The sequence below is a fragment of the Pseudomonas sp. FG36 genome, from assembly GCF_057809275.1.
Genome location: NZ_JBMDJQ010000006.1, coordinates 123877 through 139213 on the forward strand (window position 1 = coordinate 123877; position 15337 = coordinate 139213).

14 protein-coding genes and 2 tRNA genes are annotated in these 15337 nt (G+C 66.4%); 7 read left to right on the forward strand and 9 right to left on the reverse strand.

Translation table 11 applies throughout. The annotated features are described in order from the left end of the window. The 3 genes from ACODS9_RS07370 to ACODS9_RS07380 all read right to left on the reverse strand — a co-directional run bounded on the left by ACODS9_RS07370 (position 1) and on the right by ACODS9_RS07380 (position 2883). Positions 1-459, reverse strand: coding sequence for a tripartite tricarboxylate transporter TctB family protein (locus ACODS9_RS07370; protein ID WP_046856876.1), 459 nt, complete (start codon positions 457-459; stop codon positions 1-3). 122 nt (positions 460-581) lie between these two features. Then, positions 582-1562, reverse strand: coding sequence for a Bug family tripartite tricarboxylate transporter substrate binding protein (locus tag ACODS9_RS07375; protein ID WP_046856875.1), 981 nt, complete (start codon positions 1560-1562; stop codon positions 582-584). Positions 1563-1593: 31 nt separating this feature from the next. After that, complete coding sequence (locus ACODS9_RS07380) at positions 1594-2883, reverse strand: OprD family porin (protein WP_489093605.1); 1290 nt, start codon at positions 2881-2883, stop codon at positions 1594-1596. Between the two features lie 200 nt (positions 2884-3083). Between ACODS9_RS07380 and ACODS9_RS07385 the strand changes: the two genes are divergently transcribed. Together ACODS9_RS07385 and ACODS9_RS07390 are read left to right on the forward strand one after the other, a co-directional pair. Continuing rightward, the gene (locus tag ACODS9_RS07385; RefSeq protein ID WP_038705540.1) at positions 3084-3755 is read left to right on the forward strand and encodes a response regulator; all 672 of its coding nucleotides are present in this window, start codon (positions 3084-3086) and stop codon (positions 3753-3755) included. Next, positions 3748-5127, forward strand: coding sequence for a sensor histidine kinase (locus tag ACODS9_RS07390; RefSeq protein ID WP_046856872.1), 1380 nt, complete (start codon positions 3748-3750; stop codon positions 5125-5127). Before ACODS9_RS07385 ends, ACODS9_RS07390 begins: the two co-directional genes overlap by 8 nt. 43 nt (positions 5128-5170) lie before the next feature. Here the strand turns inward: ACODS9_RS07390 and ACODS9_RS07395 are convergent, their stop codons facing one another. Further along, complete coding sequence (locus ACODS9_RS07395; RefSeq protein ID WP_023632685.1) at positions 5171-5977, reverse strand: HDOD domain-containing protein; 807 nt, start codon at positions 5975-5977, stop codon at positions 5171-5173. 55 nt (positions 5978-6032) lie between these two features. Beyond that, positions 6033-6974 (reverse strand): CAF17-like 4Fe-4S cluster assembly/insertion protein YgfZ, encoded by a 942-nt coding sequence (gene ygfZ / locus ACODS9_RS07400; RefSeq protein ID WP_489093606.1) that lies wholly within the window; start codon positions 6972-6974, stop codon positions 6033-6035. Between the two features lie 134 nt (positions 6975-7108). Here ygfZ and ACODS9_RS07405 point away from each other — a divergent pair, with 134 nt between their 5' ends. Together ACODS9_RS07405 and ACODS9_RS07410 are read left to right on the forward strand one after the other, a co-directional pair. Continuing rightward, the gene (locus ACODS9_RS07405) at positions 7109-7363 is read left to right on the forward strand and encodes an FAD assembly factor SdhE (protein WP_023631750.1); all 255 of its coding nucleotides are present in this window, start codon (positions 7109-7111) and stop codon (positions 7361-7363) included. Next, positions 7347-7799, forward strand: a complete 453-nt coding sequence (locus ACODS9_RS07410; RefSeq protein WP_489093607.1) for a protein YgfX — start codon at positions 7347-7349, stop codon at positions 7797-7799. Before ACODS9_RS07405 ends, ACODS9_RS07410 begins: the two co-directional genes overlap by 17 nt. 4 nt (positions 7800-7803) lie before the next feature. Here ACODS9_RS07410 and rdgC read toward each other — a convergent pair whose 3' ends face one another. Further along, positions 7804-8724: a recombination-associated protein RdgC gene (gene rdgC, locus ACODS9_RS07415; RefSeq protein WP_023631647.1), complete on the reverse strand. Its 921-nt coding sequence runs from the start codon at positions 8722-8724 to the stop codon at positions 7804-7806. Between the two features lie 216 nt (positions 8725-8940). Between rdgC and ACODS9_RS07420 the strand changes: the two genes are divergently transcribed. From ACODS9_RS07420 to ACODS9_RS07430, 3 genes are all read left to right on the forward strand, one after another. Further along, a tRNA-Val gene (locus ACODS9_RS07420) sits at positions 8941-9016 on the forward strand. Between the two features lie 13 nt (positions 9017-9029). Then, a tRNA-Asp gene (locus ACODS9_RS07425) sits at positions 9030-9106 on the forward strand. Positions 9107-9263: 157 nt separating this feature from the next. Further along, on the forward strand, positions 9264-10970 hold the full coding sequence (locus ACODS9_RS07430; protein WP_489093608.1) for a molecular chaperone HscC: 1707 nt from the start codon (positions 9264-9266) through the stop codon (positions 10968-10970). Here ACODS9_RS07430 and ACODS9_RS07435 read toward each other — a convergent pair. The 3 genes from ACODS9_RS07435 to pcaQ form a co-directional block, all read right to left on the reverse strand. Continuing rightward, positions 10964-13609: a molecular chaperone DnaJ gene (locus ACODS9_RS07435; RefSeq protein WP_489093609.1), complete on the reverse strand. Its 2646-nt coding sequence runs from the start codon at positions 13607-13609 to the stop codon at positions 10964-10966. The genes ACODS9_RS07430 and ACODS9_RS07435 overlap by 7 nt on opposite strands. Continuing rightward, positions 13606-14298, reverse strand: a complete 693-nt coding sequence (locus ACODS9_RS07440; protein WP_038705546.1) for a DUF1266 domain-containing protein — start codon at positions 14296-14298, stop codon at positions 13606-13608. The genes ACODS9_RS07435 and ACODS9_RS07440 overlap by 4 nt, the downstream gene beginning before the upstream one ends. A 63-nt stretch (positions 14299-14361) precedes the next feature. Next, positions 14362-15294 (reverse strand): pca operon transcription factor PcaQ, encoded by a 933-nt coding sequence (gene pcaQ / locus ACODS9_RS07445; RefSeq protein WP_401104469.1) that lies wholly within the window; start codon positions 15292-15294, stop codon positions 14362-14364. Positions 15295-15337: the final 43 nt, after the last annotated feature.

Consider the following 15337-nt stretch of genomic DNA (forward strand, 5'->3'; position numbering starts at 1 on the left):
TCAGTTCTCCAGTACGTCGAGCAGGCCGAGGGGCAGGGGGACGTCCATCACCCGGTCGAACAGCCAGTAGAGGAAGATGCTCATGCCCACCACTACGATGGCGCTGTGCAGCCAGCGGCCACCGTACAGGCGGGCCATGGGCAGGCCGACCAGGATGGCGCTGAGGATGAAGCCCAGCGCCTCGAAGGTGGCGGCGAAGACGATCAGCAGGCCGACGCAGGCGGCGATCTTGATCAGGGTCTCGCGGTCCAGTTCCGGTTCGTCGTCCTTACGCACGATCGGCGTGGGGCGAATGGCCAGGTACAGCAGGCCCAGGCTCATCAGGCCGAGCATCAGCAGCGGGTAGGCGCGTGGGCCCACCGGTTCGTAGGAGAAGGCGGCCTGGTAGGGCCAGGCCATCACGGCCAGCACGGCGCACAGCGCCAGCAGGACGAGGGCGAAGAGGCGTTGCAGGATCATGGAAGAATCCTCGGTCGAGATAACGACGCGATCGTCGTAGGAGCGGCTTCAGCCGCGATCAGCCGCGCAGCGGGTGCCAAACATCATCGCGGATGAATCCGCTCCTACAGGGACCGGATGGCTTACTGGATCAACCCGAACTCACGGGCCAATGCCTTGTAGTCCGCCACTTGCTTCTTCACATAGCCGTCCAGCTCTTCGCCGGTCATGGCGAACGGGAACAGTTCGCGCTGGTCACGCAGCTTGGCGAATTCCTCCGAGGCCAGCAGCTTGTCGAACGAGGCCTTCCACCAGGCGTAGTCCTCGTCGCTGACCTTCGGCCCGAGGTAGAACCCGCGCACCACCGGCCAGACGATGTCGTAGCCCTGCTCCTTGGCGGTGGGGATGTCTTTCATCTCCGGCTCGTCCAGGCGGTTCTCGGAGAACACCGCGAGGATGCGCATGTTGCCGCTCTGGATGTGCGGCATGGAGTCGGAAATATCGGTGGAACCCACCTGGATGTGCCCGCCGAGCAGCGCGGTGGCGATCTCGCCGCCGCCTTCCAGGGCCACATAGCGCAGGTCGCGGGGGTTGATGCCGGCGGCCTTGGCGATCAGCGCGGTCTGCATCCAGTCCTGGCTGCCGACGGTGCCACCGGAGCCGATCACCACCTTGCTCGGGTCCTTCTTCAGGGCCGCGACCAGGTCATCGAGGGTCTTGTAGGGCGAGTCGCTTTTCACCGCGATGGCGCCATAGCTGGTGCCGACCGCCGCCAGCCATTTCACTGCGTTCTCGTCGAAGCGGCCGAACTTGCCCTGGGCCAGGTTCAGCAGCGAACCGCTGGACCAGGCCACCAGGGTGCCGGCATCGCCTGGCCGCTGGGCAACCACGGCGTTGTAGGCTACCGCGCCGACACCGCCGGGCATGTAGGTCACGCGCATGGGCTTGCTGAGGATCTTCTCGTTGACCAGGGCGCTCTGCACCAGCTTGCAGGTCAGGTCGAAACCGCCGCCGGGCGAGGCCGGGGCGATGCATTCGGGGCGTTTGGGTTCGGCGGCCAGGGCGTTGCCAGCCAGCAGCAGGCAGCCGGTGGCCAGGACGAGGCGGCGCAGTGAAAAAGTCATCGTCTATCTCCGTGAGCGTTGTTGTTATGGGTTACCACAGAGCCACGCTGTAGCTCACCAGCAGCCGCACCTCGTCCGCGTCGCGGGCGAAGTTGGAGCGGAAGGTGGCGTTGCGCAGGCGCACGGCGACGTTTTTCAACGGGCCGCTTTGTACCACGTACTTCAGTTCGGTGTTGCGTTCCCACTCCTTGCCCTCGCCGCCGGCGGCGCGGTTGACGTTGTCGCCGCTGATGTAGCGGGTCATGAAGGTCAGGCCGGGGATGCCGAGGGCGGCGAAGTTGTAGTCGTAGCGTGCCTGCCAGGAGCGCTCGTCGGCGCCTGCGAAGTCGTTGATCTGGACGAAGTTGACCAGGTAGGGGTCGGCGCCATCGACATAAGGGAATGCGCTGTCGCCGGAGAGCTGCTGCCAGGCGCCGCTGACCTTGTGCCCGCCCAGGGTGTAGCTGAGCATGCCGTTGAAGGTGGTGTTGTCGATCTTGCCAGCCTTGGCCGCGCCGGCATCGTCGCTGATCGCCAGGCGCAGGTCGGCGCCCAGGGTGCCCGGGCCCCACGGCTGAGTAGCGAGCATGCCGATGAAGTGCTGGCGGTAGATGTCGTCGAGCTGGGCGAAGTGGTAGCTGCCGGTGATGCGGTCGGTGAACTGGTAGTCCAGGCCGCCGGTGTCGAAATGGTCGGCGCTGAAAGTGCCGCCGAAGCGACTGTTCTTGTTGTTGAGGGCCAGGTCTTCCCAGTTGGTGTCGTTGCGGTCCTTGGCTTTTTCCAGGCGGGCGCCGGTGAAGGTCAGGCCTTTGATCTCCTTCGAGGTGACCAGGCCGCCTTCGAAGGTCTGCGGCAGGATGCGCCCGTCGTTGGGCTGCAGCGTGGGCAGCTCGGGGATCAGCGTGCCGACCTTCAGTTCGGTCTGCGAGACCTTGATCTTGCCGGTCAGGCCGAGCTTGGAGTATTCGTCGGCAGCCTTGCCGTTGTCGTGGGTCGGCAGCAGGCCGGTGTCGGTGCGGTCCTTGCTGGAGTCGAGCTTGACCCCGAGCATGCCCAGCGCGTCCAGGCCGAAGCCCACGGTGCCTTCGGTATAGCCGGACTCGAAGTTGAGCATGAAACCCTGGGCCCATTCGTCGCGCGTGGATTGCTGCGCGCTGGTGCCGTCGCGGAAGTCGCGGTTGAAGTACATGTTGCGGGTTTCGAAGGTGGCCGTGCTGTCTTCGAAGAAGGCGGCCTGGCTCATGGGCGCGACACCGGCAAGGGCGAAGGCGCTGGCGAGGGCGGAGGGGCGGGCGGCGAGGGAACGGATAGGCGCGTACGCCTGCGGCTGCGTGGACAGCATCGTCGGTGACTCCATTTATTGTTCTTATGTGTTTGCACCTTGCTGGTGCTTTTTGCGGCGCGCGGGGCAGCCGTGGTGCGATGCTAGGTAACCAACCTTTCGCTAACCTTTCAGCGTGAAAGGTTTGTTGCGAGGGCTTCACAGCACTCGCCACGGCGGTACACTCCGCGCAAAAAGCCCAGCCGAACAGGGAGAATCCGATGCGTGTGCTGCTGGTCGAAGACCATCTGCAACTGGCCGAAAGCGTGGCCCAGGCCCTCAAGAGCCAGGGCCTGACCGTGGACGTGCTGCATGACGGCGTGGCCGCCGACCTGGCCCTGGCCAGCGAGGACTATGCCGTGGCGGTGCTGGATGTCGGCCTGCCGCGCATGGACGGCTTCGAAGTGCTGGCGCGCCTGCGCGGGCGCGGCAAGACCTTGCCGGTGCTGATGCTCACAGCCCGCAGCGATGTGAAGGACCGGGTGCACGGACTGAACCTCGGCGCCGACGACTACCTGGCCAAACCCTTCGAGCTGACCGAGCTAGAAGCAAGGGTCAAGGCCTTGCTGCGGCGCAGCGTGCTCGGCGGCGAGCGCCAGCAGCGTTGCGGCCCGCTGGTCTATGACCTGGATACCCGGCGCTTCGGCCTGGACGGCGAGCCGCTGACCTTGACCCAGCGCGAACAGAGCGTGCTCGAGGCCCTGATCGCCCGCCCCGGCCGGGTGATGAGCAAGGAGCAGCTGGCGGCCCAGGTGTTCGGCCTCGACGAGGAGGCCAGCCCCGACGCCATCGAGATCTACATTCACCGCCTGCGCAAGAAGCTCGACGGTCACCCGGTGGCCATCGTCACCTTCCGTGGCCTGGGCTACCTGCTCGAGCACCGCGATGCGTGACAACGTCAGCCTGCGCGGACGCTTGCTGGGCAACCTGGCGCTGCTGCTGGTGGTGCTGATGCTGGCCAGCGGCCTGAGCGCTTACTGGAATGGCCGCGAAGCCGCCGACACCGCCTATGACCGGACCTTGCTGGCGTCGGCGCGGACCATCGCTGCCGGCCTGTCGCAGCGCGACGGCACCCTCAGCGCCGATGTGCCCTACGTGGCCCTGGACACCTTCGCCTATGACAGCGCCGGGCGTATCTACTATCAGGTGCTGGACATCCAGCAAAAGCTCATCTCCGGCTACGAGCACCTGCCGCCGCCACCGCCGGGCACGCCGCGCACCGACGACTACCCGGCGCTGGCGCGTTTCTACAATGCCACCTACCTGGGCCAGGATGTGCGTGTGGTCAGCCTGCTCAAGGCGGTGAGCGAACCGAACATGAACGGCATGGCCGAGATCCGTGTGGCCGAGACCGAGGAGGCGCGGGTGCGCATGGCCCGCGGGCTGATGGCCGACACCCTGCTGCGCCTGGGAATGCTGGCCTTCGGCGCGCTGGTGATGGTGTGGTTCGCGGTGAGCGCCGCGCTGCGCCCCCTGGAGCGCTTGCGCACGGCGGTGGAAGAGCGCCAGCCGGACGACCTGCGCGCCTTGCCAGTGGTGCAGGTACAGCGTGAACTGGGGCCGCTGGTGCGTGCCCTCAACCATTTTACCGAGCGGCTGCGTGGCCAGTTCGAGCGCCAGGCGCAGTTCATCGCTGATGCCGCCCACGAGCTGCGCACGCCGTTGGCGGCGCTCAAGGCGCGGGTCGAGCTGGGCCTGCGTTCACGGGAGCCAGAAGAATGGCGCAAGACCCTGGAGGCGGCAGCCCTGGGCACGGACCGGCTCACCCACCTGGCCAACCAGCTGTTGTCGTTGGCGCGGGTGGAGAACGGCGCCCGGGCCATCGCCGAAGGCGGTGCCCAGCGCCTGGACCTGAGCCAGCTGGCCCGCGAGCTGGGCATGGCCATGGCGCCGCTGGCCCATGCCCGCGGCGTTGCCCTGGCGCTGGAGGCCGAGGCGCCGGTATGGCTCAAGGGCGAACCAACCTTGCTCAACGAGCTGCTCAGCAACCTGGTGGACAATGCCCTGGCCCACACCCCACCCGGCGGTGATGTGGTGCTGCGGGTACTGGCGCCGGCCGTGCTCGAAGTCGAGGACGACGGGCCGGGGATCCCGCAGGACGAGCGTGAGCGGGTGTTCGAGCGCTTCTACCGGCGCAGCGCCCAGGGCAGCGGGTTGGGGCTGGCCATCGTCGGCGAGATCTGCCGGGCGCACCTGGCGCAGATCAGCCTGCATGACGGCGAGCGCGGCGGGTTGAAGGTGCGGGTGAGTTTTATCGCGGATTGATGTCGGCAATCGCGGGGCTTGCCCCGCGATCAGCCCTGTCGATTCAGCGCAACATGCTCCGCGCGTCCAGCAGTTCGGCGATATCCAGCTCGGTGCCATAGGGCAGCCCCAGGTGCCGGTAGGCGGGCAGGGCGGCCAGTGGCCGGCTGCGCTCGCGCTGGCTGATGCAGCGGGCGATCTGGACGATGTCGATGTAGTCGATCTGGTCGGTGCGCCGGTCCAGGTCCTGCACCTGGCTGGGCAGGTTGACCAGCTGCTCGGGGAACTCCCAGGCACTGAGGATCTTGTCGCCCAACACTGGCTGGATCTGCTCGATCACGAAATGCAGGCAGATCGGGTCGGACAGCAGTTCGTTGTGCTCTTCGGCATAGATCAGCACCGGCAACGCGCCGATCTGGTGCACCAGGCCGCCGAGGGTAGCCTGGTCGGGCTTGAGTTGGGTGTAGCGTCGGCACAGTTCATAGCTGATGCCCGCCACATCCAGGCTGTTGGCCCAGATATCGCGCAATTTGTGTTCGACCGCCGGGGCCCGGGCATGGAAGATCTGCTCGATCACCAGGCCGATGGCCAGGTTGCAGCTGTAGTTGATGCCCAGGCGGGTAATCGCGGTGTGCAGGTCAGTGACTTCGACGGCGGCGCGCAGCAACGGGCTGTTGACCACCTTGATCAGTCGTGCCGACAGCGCGGCGTCGCGGCCGATCACCTTGCTCAAGGCGGACACGCTGATCTCGCTGTCTTCGGCGGCTTCGCGAATGCTCAGGGCAACTTCCGGAAGCGTCGGCAGGACCAGGTCGTCCCGGTCGATGGCGGCGAGCAATTGCGCTTGGACCTTCTCGGCCAGCTTGTTCATGGACTTCTCTACGGCAAAGGTGGTGCAGCCCCGGCGTGAAGCCGGGGCGGGCTGGTCAGCGCTGGATTTCCCGGTCGCGGTCCAGTTCGTAAGGCAGGTCGAGCAGCGTCAGGCGCGGGCCTTCGAGGCTGCCCAGGTGCAGGTTGTCGTCCGCCACCGCATCGGCGCTGAGCACGGCCAGCAGTTCGACGGCGTTGCCGCTGCTGGCAGCGATCACCACCTCGCCGACCGACGAACCGTGGGTTGGCGAGAAGATCTCGGCGCCCGGCTCGGGTACCGCTGTCTCGGCCAGCGCCAGGCGATACTGACGGCGTTTGAGCTTGCCCAGGTACTGCATGCGGGCGACGATCTCCTGGCCGGTGTAGCAGCCCTTCTTGAAGCTCACGCCATCGACGGCCTGCAGGTTGATCATCTGCGGGATGAACAGCTCGCGGGTCGGGCCCATGACCTGGCCGATGCCGGCGCGCACCTGGCCGAGCAGCCAGTCGTTGAGCGTGCCCTCCGGCAGCGCGGCGACGAGCGTCTGGCGCACGGCGCTGGCCCGCTCGGCAGGCGCCCACAGCTCGACCCGGCCAGCCGAGGCGCGGATGGCGATCAGGCCATCATGACGCGCGGTCGCGCCGGCCTCGTCCGCCACGCTCAGGCTCAGCGCCTGCAGGGCCGCGTCGCCGTCCTGCAAGCCGAAGCGCGCCCAGGCGGCGCTGTCGTCGCTCAGCGTGGCCTTGGAGAACACCGCGTACTTCTTCAGGTCGGCCAGTTGCGCCTCGAGCAGCTCGCTGGCCATGGCCAGCAGGTAGCCGTTGCCCTCGGGCAGGATACGGAAGCTCGACTGCATGCGGCCCTTGACCATGCAGCGGGCACCAAGGCTCGCATGGGCTTCGCTGAGGTAGCTGATGTTGCAGGTCAGTTGACCCTGCAGGAACTTGCCGGCGTCGGAGCCGCGGACGGCGAGGATGCCCTCATGGGAGAGGGAACAGAAGAAAGCGGAATCGGCCATGGGTCATCGCGGTAGCTAAAAGACTGGCGGCCATCATAGAACGCCGGTAACAAAATAGGTAGGTGAGTAGACCAACGCCTTGTGCCGCTTCATTCGCTGCGCGGTATACTGCGCGACCATTCGAGGAGGGCCCCATGGTCGAACAAACTGAACTCAATCGGCTTTTCTGGCACAGCCGTCGCGGCATGCTGGAACTGGACGTGCTGCTGGTACCGTTCACCCAGGAAGTCTACCCGAGCCTGAGCGAAGCGGACCGCGAGCTGTACCGTCGCCTGCTGACCTGCGAGGACCAGGACATGTTCGGCTGGTTCATGGAGCGTACCGAGTCCGAAGATCCGGAGCTGCAGCGCATGGTCCGCATCATCCTGGATCGTGTCCAGCCCAAGTGATTGTTTCGAGTGCCGTTGGCAGGGCTCACGCCTGTTGCTGGCGGCCTACCTCGCCTGCCTGGCGCTGGCGCTCATCGTCGGCGTTGTGGTCGCGTTGCCCGGTTGGCTGAAGGGCCTGCTGGTCATTGTCTGCCTTGCCCACGCCTGCTGGGCCATTCCCCGCCGAATCCTGCTGTCCCACCCTGGCGCCGTCACCGGCCTGCGTCGTGAGCCGCGTGGCTGGCATATATACAGTCGTGCCCAGGGGTGGCAACCGGCACGCCTGTGCCGTGACAGCGTTGCCTTGCCCGCGGTGGTAGTGCTGCGCTTCGTGCGCAAGGGGCAATGGTTCAGCCAGAGCCAGTGCATCCCCAAGGACGCCCTGGCGCAGGAGCAGCATAGAAGGCTGCGGGTGCGGCTGAAGTTCAGCCGGCGCCGCTGGGCCGCGCCGGCCTGAAGGGTCAGACCCCCTGCGGGATCTCTTCGCCGCCGAGTGCTTCGAACAGCACCGGCAGGAACTCGGTGAAGGTCATCATCATCAGCAGGAAGCTGGCGTCGAACTGTTGCTGGGCCTCGTCACCACCATCCTGCTCGGCCTGCTCTTGCAGCAGCTCCTCGAACTTCAGGCGCTTGATCACCATCTTGTCGTCGAGCACGAACGACAGTTTGTCCTGCCAGGCCAGGGCCAGCTGGGTGACCACCTTGCCGGTGCTCAGGTGCAGCTGGATTTCCTCGCCGGTCAGGTCCTGACGCTTGCAGCGCACGATGCCGCCGTCTTCGGCGGTGTCACGCAGTTCGCACTCGTCGAGGACGTAGAAGCCTTCGGCGGCCTGTTGCGACTTGACCCAGTCGGTCATGGTCGCGCTTGGCGCGATCTTCACGGTGGCCGGGCGCACCGGCAGCGAACCGATCACTTCACGCAGGGTCGACAGCAGGTCCTCGGCGCGCTTGGCGCTGGCCGAGTTGACCAGGATCATGCCCAGGCGCGGGGCGATGGCAGCGAAGATCATCGAACGACGAATGAAAGCGCGCGGCAGGAAGGCCTGGATGATCTCGTCCTTGATCTGGTCGCGTTCCTTCTTGTAGACCTTGCGCATCTGCTCGGCCTCGATCTCCTCGACCTTCTCCTTGACCGCGTCGTTGACCACGCTGCTGGGCAGGATGCGCTCTTCTTTACGTGCGGCGATCAGCATGAATTCGCCACTGACGTGAACCAGGGGGGCATCCTCGCCCTTGCCGAACGGTGCGACGAAACCGTAGGTGGTCAGTTCCTGGCTGGCGCAGGGGCGGGCCGGCTTGCTGGCCAGGGCGGCCTCCAGGGCCTCGGCCTCGAACGGTACTTCCTGGGTCAGGCGATAGGACAGCAGGTTCTTGAACCACATGAGGGGGAATCTCTCCTTAATACATAAGGCGGGCATTATTCTCCGAGCGACGGTTCCAGGCCAACCCTGTCAGAGGGCCAGCAGTCCTATATAGAGGAAGAAAATAGCGGCGCGGCTAGGTCTTTGAAAGGCCTGGAAATTTTTTTCAAAATTTTTGAAAAAAGTGCTTGCCAGGGTAGGAGGTCCTCCGTAGAATGCGCGCCACACCGAGACGAAGGGTGATTAGCTCAGCCGGGAGAGCATCTGCCTTACAAGCAGAGGGTCGGCGGTTCGATCCCGTCATCACCCACCACTCGATGTATAGCGCGGCGGTAGTTCAGTCGGTTAGAATACCGGCCTGTCACGCCGGGGGTCGCGGGTTCGAGTCCCGTCCGCCGCGCCATATTAAGCTTCCAGGGCCCACTGAACACCCGGAAGCAACAGAGAAAGCGACCTTAGGGTCGCTTTTTTTGTTTCTGGCGTTGCGTCAGAATCCCCCTGTCCGCCGCAAGTGGCCAGCAGGCCTTGCGCCGGTTCCTACCGCAAGCAAGAGACCGACCATGCAGGATGCCAGCCTCTCTCCCGCTCCGCCACACGCCACTCCCTTGCTGGGAATCGACCTGGGTACCACCAACAGCCTGATCGCCGTCTGGCAGGATGGCGAAGCGCGGCTGATCGCCAATGCCCTGGGCGAGGTGCTGACGCCGTCGGTGGTCAGCGTCGATGACGATGGCAGCATCCTCGTCGGCCAGGCCGCCCGGGCGCGCCTGACCACCCACCCGCAACGCAGCGCCGCGGCGTTCAAGCGCTTCATGGGCAGCGACAAGCGTTACGCCCTGGGCGAACACCGCTTCACCCCTGAAGAACTGTCGGCGCTGGTACTGGGTTCGCTCAAGCAGGACGCCGAGGCCTATCTGGGCTGCCCGGTGAGCGAGGCGGTGATCTCGGTGCCGGCCTATTTCAGCGACGAGCAGCGCAAACGCACGGTGTTCGCGGCCGAACTGGCCGGGCTCAAGGTCCAGCGGCTGATCAACGAACCCACCGCCGCCGCCATGGCCTACGGCCTGCATGAGCAGAAATTCGAGCGCACCCTGGTGTTCGACCTGGGTGGTGGCACCTTCGACGTCACGGTGCTGGAGTACGCCCTGCCGTTGATCGAGGTGCATGCCTCTACCGGCGACAACTACCTGGGCGGCGAGGATTTCACCGAGGCGCTGCTGCAGGCCTGCCTGCGTGACTGGAACCTCAAGGCCGAAGACCTGGAGCCCCAGGCTTTGGCCAGCCTGCACGACGCCATCGAGCAGCTCAAGTGCGAAGTGGGCGAGGGCAGTCGCACCTTTGCCTGGAGCATGGATGGCCAGCCCCGCGAGTGGCAGTTGGACGACCAGAAGCTGCAGGCGATCTGGGCACCCTTGCTGGCACGGGTACGCACCCCTATCGAACAGGCCCTGCGCGATGCCCGCTTGAGCCCGCGCGAGCTGGACAGCCTGGTGCTGGTCGGCGGCGCCACGCGCATGCCGCAGGTGCAGCAACTGGTGGCCAAGCTGTTTGGTCGCCTGCCATACCGGCACCTGGATCCGGATACCATCGTCGCCCTAGGCGCCGCCAGCCAGGCAGCGTGCAAGGCCCGCGACGCGGCCATCGACGAACTGATTCTGACCGATGTCTGCCCCTATACCCTCGGCGTGGCCTCGTCCCGGGGCGAAGATGTCACCGGCGCCTTCTCACCGATCATCGAGCGCAATACGATCATCCCCACGTCCAAGGTGCAGCGTTTCTACAGCAGCCACCCGGAACAGAAGTTCGTGCGCATCGCCGTGTACCAGGGCGAGCGGCCCTGGGTGCGGGACAACATCCTGGTGGACAGTTTCGAGATTCCGTTGCAGTCGACCGGCGAGATCCAGTCGCTGGACGTGCGCTTCAGCTACGACATCAACGGCCTGCTGGAAGTGGACGTGACCTTCCTCGAGAGCGGCCAGAAGCACAGCCACAGTATCGACCGCAGCCCCACCGGGCTGGATGCGCAGGCACGCCAGGCCAGTGAGGAGCGCCTGGCGAAATTGAAGATCCACCCGCGGGACACGCTGCCCAACCGCACCTTGCTGGCCCGGCTGGAGCGAGCCTGGATGCAGAGCCTGGGCGACGAGCGCGAGCTGATCGGCAGTTGGCTGGACGCCTTCAATGCCGTGCTGGCCGGGCAGCAGGCCGGCGAGATCAGCCGTGAGCGCCAGGCATTGAGCCAGGCGCTCGACGAGCTGCGTTATTGAGCGTTGAGCCGGCGCAGGGTGGCCTGCAGGCCGCCCTCCAGCGGCTGCCCTTTGCCCGGTACCGGGCCGTAACGGTTTGGCAGCTTGTCGCCGGGCAGGCCCAGCAGCACCAGTGACGAGAACGGCAGCACGCGGGTCAGCACCATCACCAGCAGCAGTGCCGGCACGCCGTGGCCGAGGTCGCGCAGGCGGCGCAGGAAGCCACTGATCGAGAGGATGCTGATCGCCACCAACATCGCCGGGATATGCAGCATCAGGCTGGCGCCCAAGGCGATGATTGCCACGTGCACCGCCAGGCCCGTGCGGTTCAGTCGACTCTTGAGCTTCCAGAACGCCCACACCGGCGCCGGCGGCTCCTTGATCATGTCCAGCAGCAGGCGTTCGCTCCATGACAGCACGGCCATGATCGCGCAGCGCAGGCCGGGGTCCTGCTCCGGATCGTCCTTGATCTTTTGCAGGGCGCGCAGCACCCGGGTCTTGGGTGGGGTGCAAGTGTTCAGCAGGCTGTGCAGCGCATCCAGTACCTCGTCGACCGTGCGGCTGTCGAGGCCTTGCACGCGTATCGCGGCAGCCGGCGGGTGCTTGGCCTGGCCGTCCAGCAGCCCCCGGCGCAGCGCTTCGAACCAGTCGTCTTGCAGGTCCAGCGCCTGCATGCGATCGCGCAACGCGCAGCGCTGTGGTTCGTCCAGCGACGGATCGTGGTGCAGCACTGCGCAGAACAGCAGGTAGCCCAGCGCATAATCGGTACGCAGCCCGCCGTCGTCGTTGTCCAGGCAAGCCAGCAGTTGCGCGGCGTTGGGCAGGCGCGTGCTGTTGAGCGCCTGCTGCAAGGTCAGCAGGCGTGCCGAGATCAGGGCTTGTACCGGGTCGCGGATATCCAGGCTGCCGAGCAGCCCACTGGCGCCTTCGGGGCTGGTCAGCAGTTGACCGAGCAGGGCGTGTGTCGGAGCGAACGGGTGTTCGGTCGGGTAGTGCAACTGCGCGGGCAAGGCCGGGTCGATCAGTGCCAGCCAACGTGAAGGTTGCTCCAGCAGCGCCAGCATGAACAGCTGCTGGCGGTGCCACTGCCACAGTGCCTCGCCCTCGGGCATCGGGGGCAACAGGACCCCGGCTTCGGCCAGGCGGTCCTGCAGTTGCAGGGCGAACGGCGTGGTGAACAGGCGGCGCATGTCGAACTGACGGTTGAGCGTATGCAGGGCATGGGCCGGGTAGACCCGCATGCGCCGCAGCCATTCACGGCAGACCGGGCGAATGGCATCCTCGGTCAAGACCTCGGGCAAGGTAGCCGCCGGATCATCGCTGGCGCAGAGCTGCGCCAGTGCCTGGACCACAGGAGCTTGATCGAGCCAATGCAATCGCTGGCGCGCCTGGCGCTGGAAGCCCTCGAGGATCAGCGCGTCGAGGGCGTCCTCGGCCGGTGGCTGGGCGAGGATCAGGCGCAGCAAACCGGCCTCGCCGCGCTGCAGGGCCCAGGCATGCCAATACAAGCGGTGCAGATTCTGCTCCGGCTGCTCCTGCAGCAGCCAAGCCAGCAGCGGCAGTTCGTCGTCGCCGTCCAGATGCCAGTCGACGAAGGTGCTGGCGATGCCGTCCAGCCCCAGGCGCGAGGCTTCGGACCAGCGCGCCAAGGTCTGCGCTGACTGCCCTGGGCTGCCCCATGCCTGGGCTGGGTCGCCAAGGTCTGCGGGCCAGCCGGCTGGCGTGTGCAGGCGGTCGAAGGCCTGGATCAGCAGGGGCAGGCGCTGGGGCTGATGGCGGGCACAGAGGTCGATCAGCCAGCGCTCGGCCTGTGGATGCTGGTGTTGGCGGTACAGCCGCAACCAGCAGTCCAGGGCTTGTTGCTCGGCCCCCAGGGCATCGGCCTGGCGGGCCAGCAGGTAGAGCAGGTCGGCATCGTCCGGGGTTTGCGCCTGCTGTGCCTGGAGCAGTCCGTGGAAGGTCCGGCTGGCGATGCCGGCTTGGCTGAACTGCACCAACAGGCGCTGTACCAGCGCCGGGTCGTCCGGGATCGCCAGGCAGGTATGCACGCTGGCGAACTGCTCGTACTCGAACAATGGGCGGTGCTGGTAGCAGTATTCGAGGCTGCGGAAATACCACAGGCTCTCCATCTGCGCCGGGGCTGGCCAGTCGCGCATGCATGCGGTATCGAAGGGATCCGGCTGCGCGAGACGGTCGAGGAAGGCTTCCACTTCGTGGGGGTTGTCCAGGCGCAGCAACTGCTCGGCCCAGCCCAGGCGCCGGGCCAGCAGACCCGCGCAGTGATGGGACAGCGGCCCGCAGTCGTGCAGGGTGTGCAGCAGCTGCCAGCCGAGGTCGTCCAGTTCGTCCAGTGGCAGTTCGTCCAGCTCGGCGATGTAGCCCTGCCAGGCTTGTGGGTCGAAGCGCAGGGACGGCTCCTCGAGCAGGCGATGGAAGTGCTGCAGCGCCGGATGGGGAGTGTCCTCGGCGGCCCTTGGCTCGGCCTCGTGGGTTTCCTGCTCGCGGGCCAGGCGCAGCGCTTCCTCGTATGCCGCGCGCAGGGCCTGGAAACCTTTCGGGTCGGTTTCCGGATGGTGCGCGGGCAGGCGGCCGCGGTAGGCCAGGCGGATGGCGTCCAGGTCCTGGGTCGGTTCGATCCCCAGGCGAATCCAGCAACTCATGACCAGCAGTCCTCTTCCAGGGTGGCGGGGCGCGCAGGTTCCGGCAGGTCCATGTCCCAGGGCAGCCCGGCCAGCAGCTCATGGGCGCCGAGGCGCAGGTTAAGCAGGATGCAGCGGTTCCAGTGTTCGCTGCCCTGGCGCTCGAGATCGGCGGCCAGGGTCTCGTCGCTGCTGTCGCTGACATTCCACAGCGCCTTGCCGAACAGGTAGCCGGCCAGGTAGCAATCCCAGCGGTTGTAGTAGTGGCGGGCGCGCAGCGCCAGGCGGTAGTGCAGGTAAAGGCTTTCGTCGCGATCGATCAGGCCTTTCTTGACCCCGGCGCGCAGCAGGAAGCTCATGCGCCCCAGGTCCCAGGCGCGGGTGCCGCCCGGGCCGCAGTCGGGGAAGGTGCGGGCGGCGTATTCGTGGCGGATGCGTTCGCGTGGGGGCAGGGTGTCGAGCAGTGCCTGCCACTGGCTGGGCAGGCAGCGCTGGTACTGCCAGTAGGCTTCGCTCATTTCGGTGGCGTGGCCGTTGTCGGCCATGTTCAGCATGTCCAGCAACTGGGCGCGATCGCTGATCCCCCACCAGCGCTCCAGATCGGTCTGGTCTTCCCCTTCGAAGTAGTCGGGGGCGGTGTAGCTGGCGCCGTTGAGGGCGGCCATGGGGGCGGAGAGGGCATGCAGCCAGTGCTGCGCGGTTTCGTCCATGAAGGGGGTCCTGGGGGCGCTGGGAACTGGCGTGGATTGTATAGGAATCCGCGGGCCGGGTTGTCAGGGGTATGCGCCGAGCCGGTAAGCTTCGGCCACCTCCCGGAGCACCTCGCACACCCACTGCGCCGGCAGGCTCTGTGCCAGGGCGGCATTGCGGCAGATCCCCACCGAGCCGCCCGGTTCGCGCACGCCCAGGTCGAGTTCGGCCAGTTCGCCCCGCCCGAGGTCGATCAGCACGGCGTCGCGCGGGGCCACCCAGACCGCCTCGCTGCCCAGCACGTAGCGCCTGCTCAAGGCTAACGACAGGGTTTCCAGGCGTTGTGCCGGCAGCGGGATGGCGCATTGCACGAACAGGCTGTCGGCGTGCTGGCGAATGGTCGTGCCGGGTGGTGGCAGCACCAGTGGATAGGTACCGACCTGCCTGTGATCAATGGGCTGAGCCGCCAGCAGTGGATGCCCGGGGCGCACCACCAGGGTCATCGACTCGCTGTACAGGTGCTCGAACGACAGCCCCTGGATCTGCGGGCTGTCGGTCATGCGACCGATCACCAGTTCCAGCTCGCCAAGGTGCAACTGCCCAAGCAGCTGGGCGCTGGCCCCGGTCACCACGCTGATTACCAATGCCTCGTGCTGCTGGTGCAGGCGGCACAGCACCTCGGGCATCAGCAGCCCTTCGACTGTCGACAGCACGCCGATACGCACCTGCGACGGCGCCCGAGCCTCACCGCGCACACTGCCGACCCCGTCACGCAGCGCCTGCACGCTGGGGCCGGCATAGCGCATGAAACGGGTACCGGCCGGGGTCAGGGCGACGCCCTGGTGGCTGCGCTCGAACAGGCGAGCCTCCAGCAGATCCTCCAGCTCCTTGAGGGTCTTGGAGATCGCTGGCTGGCTGATCGCAAGCACGTCGGCGGCCCTGGCCAGGCTGCCCTGCCGGGCAATCTCCAGGAAGCACAGCAGATGGCGGAACTTGATGCGGGTATCGAGGTTCATGCCCGGCAGTGTATCCGCGCAGGCCAGACCTGCAACGTCTGGT

What these genes read in the sequence shown, in the direction of transcription:
- ACODS9_RS07370 (WP_046856876.1), bottom strand. Translation starts at nt 459, where the DNA reads ATGATCCTGCAACGCCTCTTCGCCCTCGTCCTGCTGGCGCTGTGCGCC.
- ACODS9_RS07375 (WP_046856875.1), bottom strand. Translation starts at nt 1,562, where the DNA reads ATGACTTTTTCACTGCGCCGCCTCGTCCTGGCCACCGGCTGCCTGCTG.
- ACODS9_RS07380 (WP_489093605.1), bottom strand. Translation starts at nt 2,883, where the DNA reads ATGCTGTCCACGCAGCCGCAGGCGTACGCGCCTATCCGTTCCCTCGCC.
- ACODS9_RS07385 (WP_038705540.1), top strand. Translation starts at nt 3,084, where the DNA reads ATGCGTGTGCTGCTGGTCGAAGACCATCTGCAACTGGCCGAAAGCGTG.
- ACODS9_RS07390 (WP_046856872.1), top strand. Translation starts at nt 3,748, where the DNA reads ATGCGTGACAACGTCAGCCTGCGCGGACGCTTGCTGGGCAACCTGGCG.
- ACODS9_RS07395 (WP_023632685.1), bottom strand. Translation starts at nt 5,977, where the DNA reads ATGAACAAGCTGGCCGAGAAGGTCCAAGCGCAATTGCTCGCCGCCATC.
- ygfZ (WP_489093606.1), bottom strand. Translation starts at nt 6,974, where the DNA reads ATGGCCGATTCCGCTTTCTTCTGTTCCCTCTCCCATGAGGGCATCCTC.
- ACODS9_RS07405 (WP_023631750.1), top strand. Translation starts at nt 7,109, where the DNA reads ATGGTCGAACAAACTGAACTCAATCGGCTTTTCTGGCACAGCCGTCGC.
- rdgC (WP_023631647.1), bottom strand. Translation starts at nt 8,724, where the DNA reads ATGTGGTTCAAGAACCTGCTGTCCTATCGCCTGACCCAGGAAGTACCG.
- ACODS9_RS07430 (WP_489093608.1), top strand. Translation starts at nt 9,264, where the DNA reads ATGCAGGATGCCAGCCTCTCTCCCGCTCCGCCACACGCCACTCCCTTG.
- ACODS9_RS07435 (WP_489093609.1), bottom strand. Translation starts at nt 13,609, where the DNA reads ATGAGTTGCTGGATTCGCCTGGGGATCGAACCGACCCAGGACCTGGAC.
- ACODS9_RS07440 (WP_038705546.1), bottom strand. Translation starts at nt 14,298, where the DNA reads ATGGACGAAACCGCGCAGCACTGGCTGCATGCCCTCTCCGCCCCCATG.
- pcaQ (WP_401104469.1), bottom strand. Translation starts at nt 15,294, where the DNA reads ATGAACCTCGATACCCGCATCAAGTTCCGCCATCTGCTGTGCTTCCTG.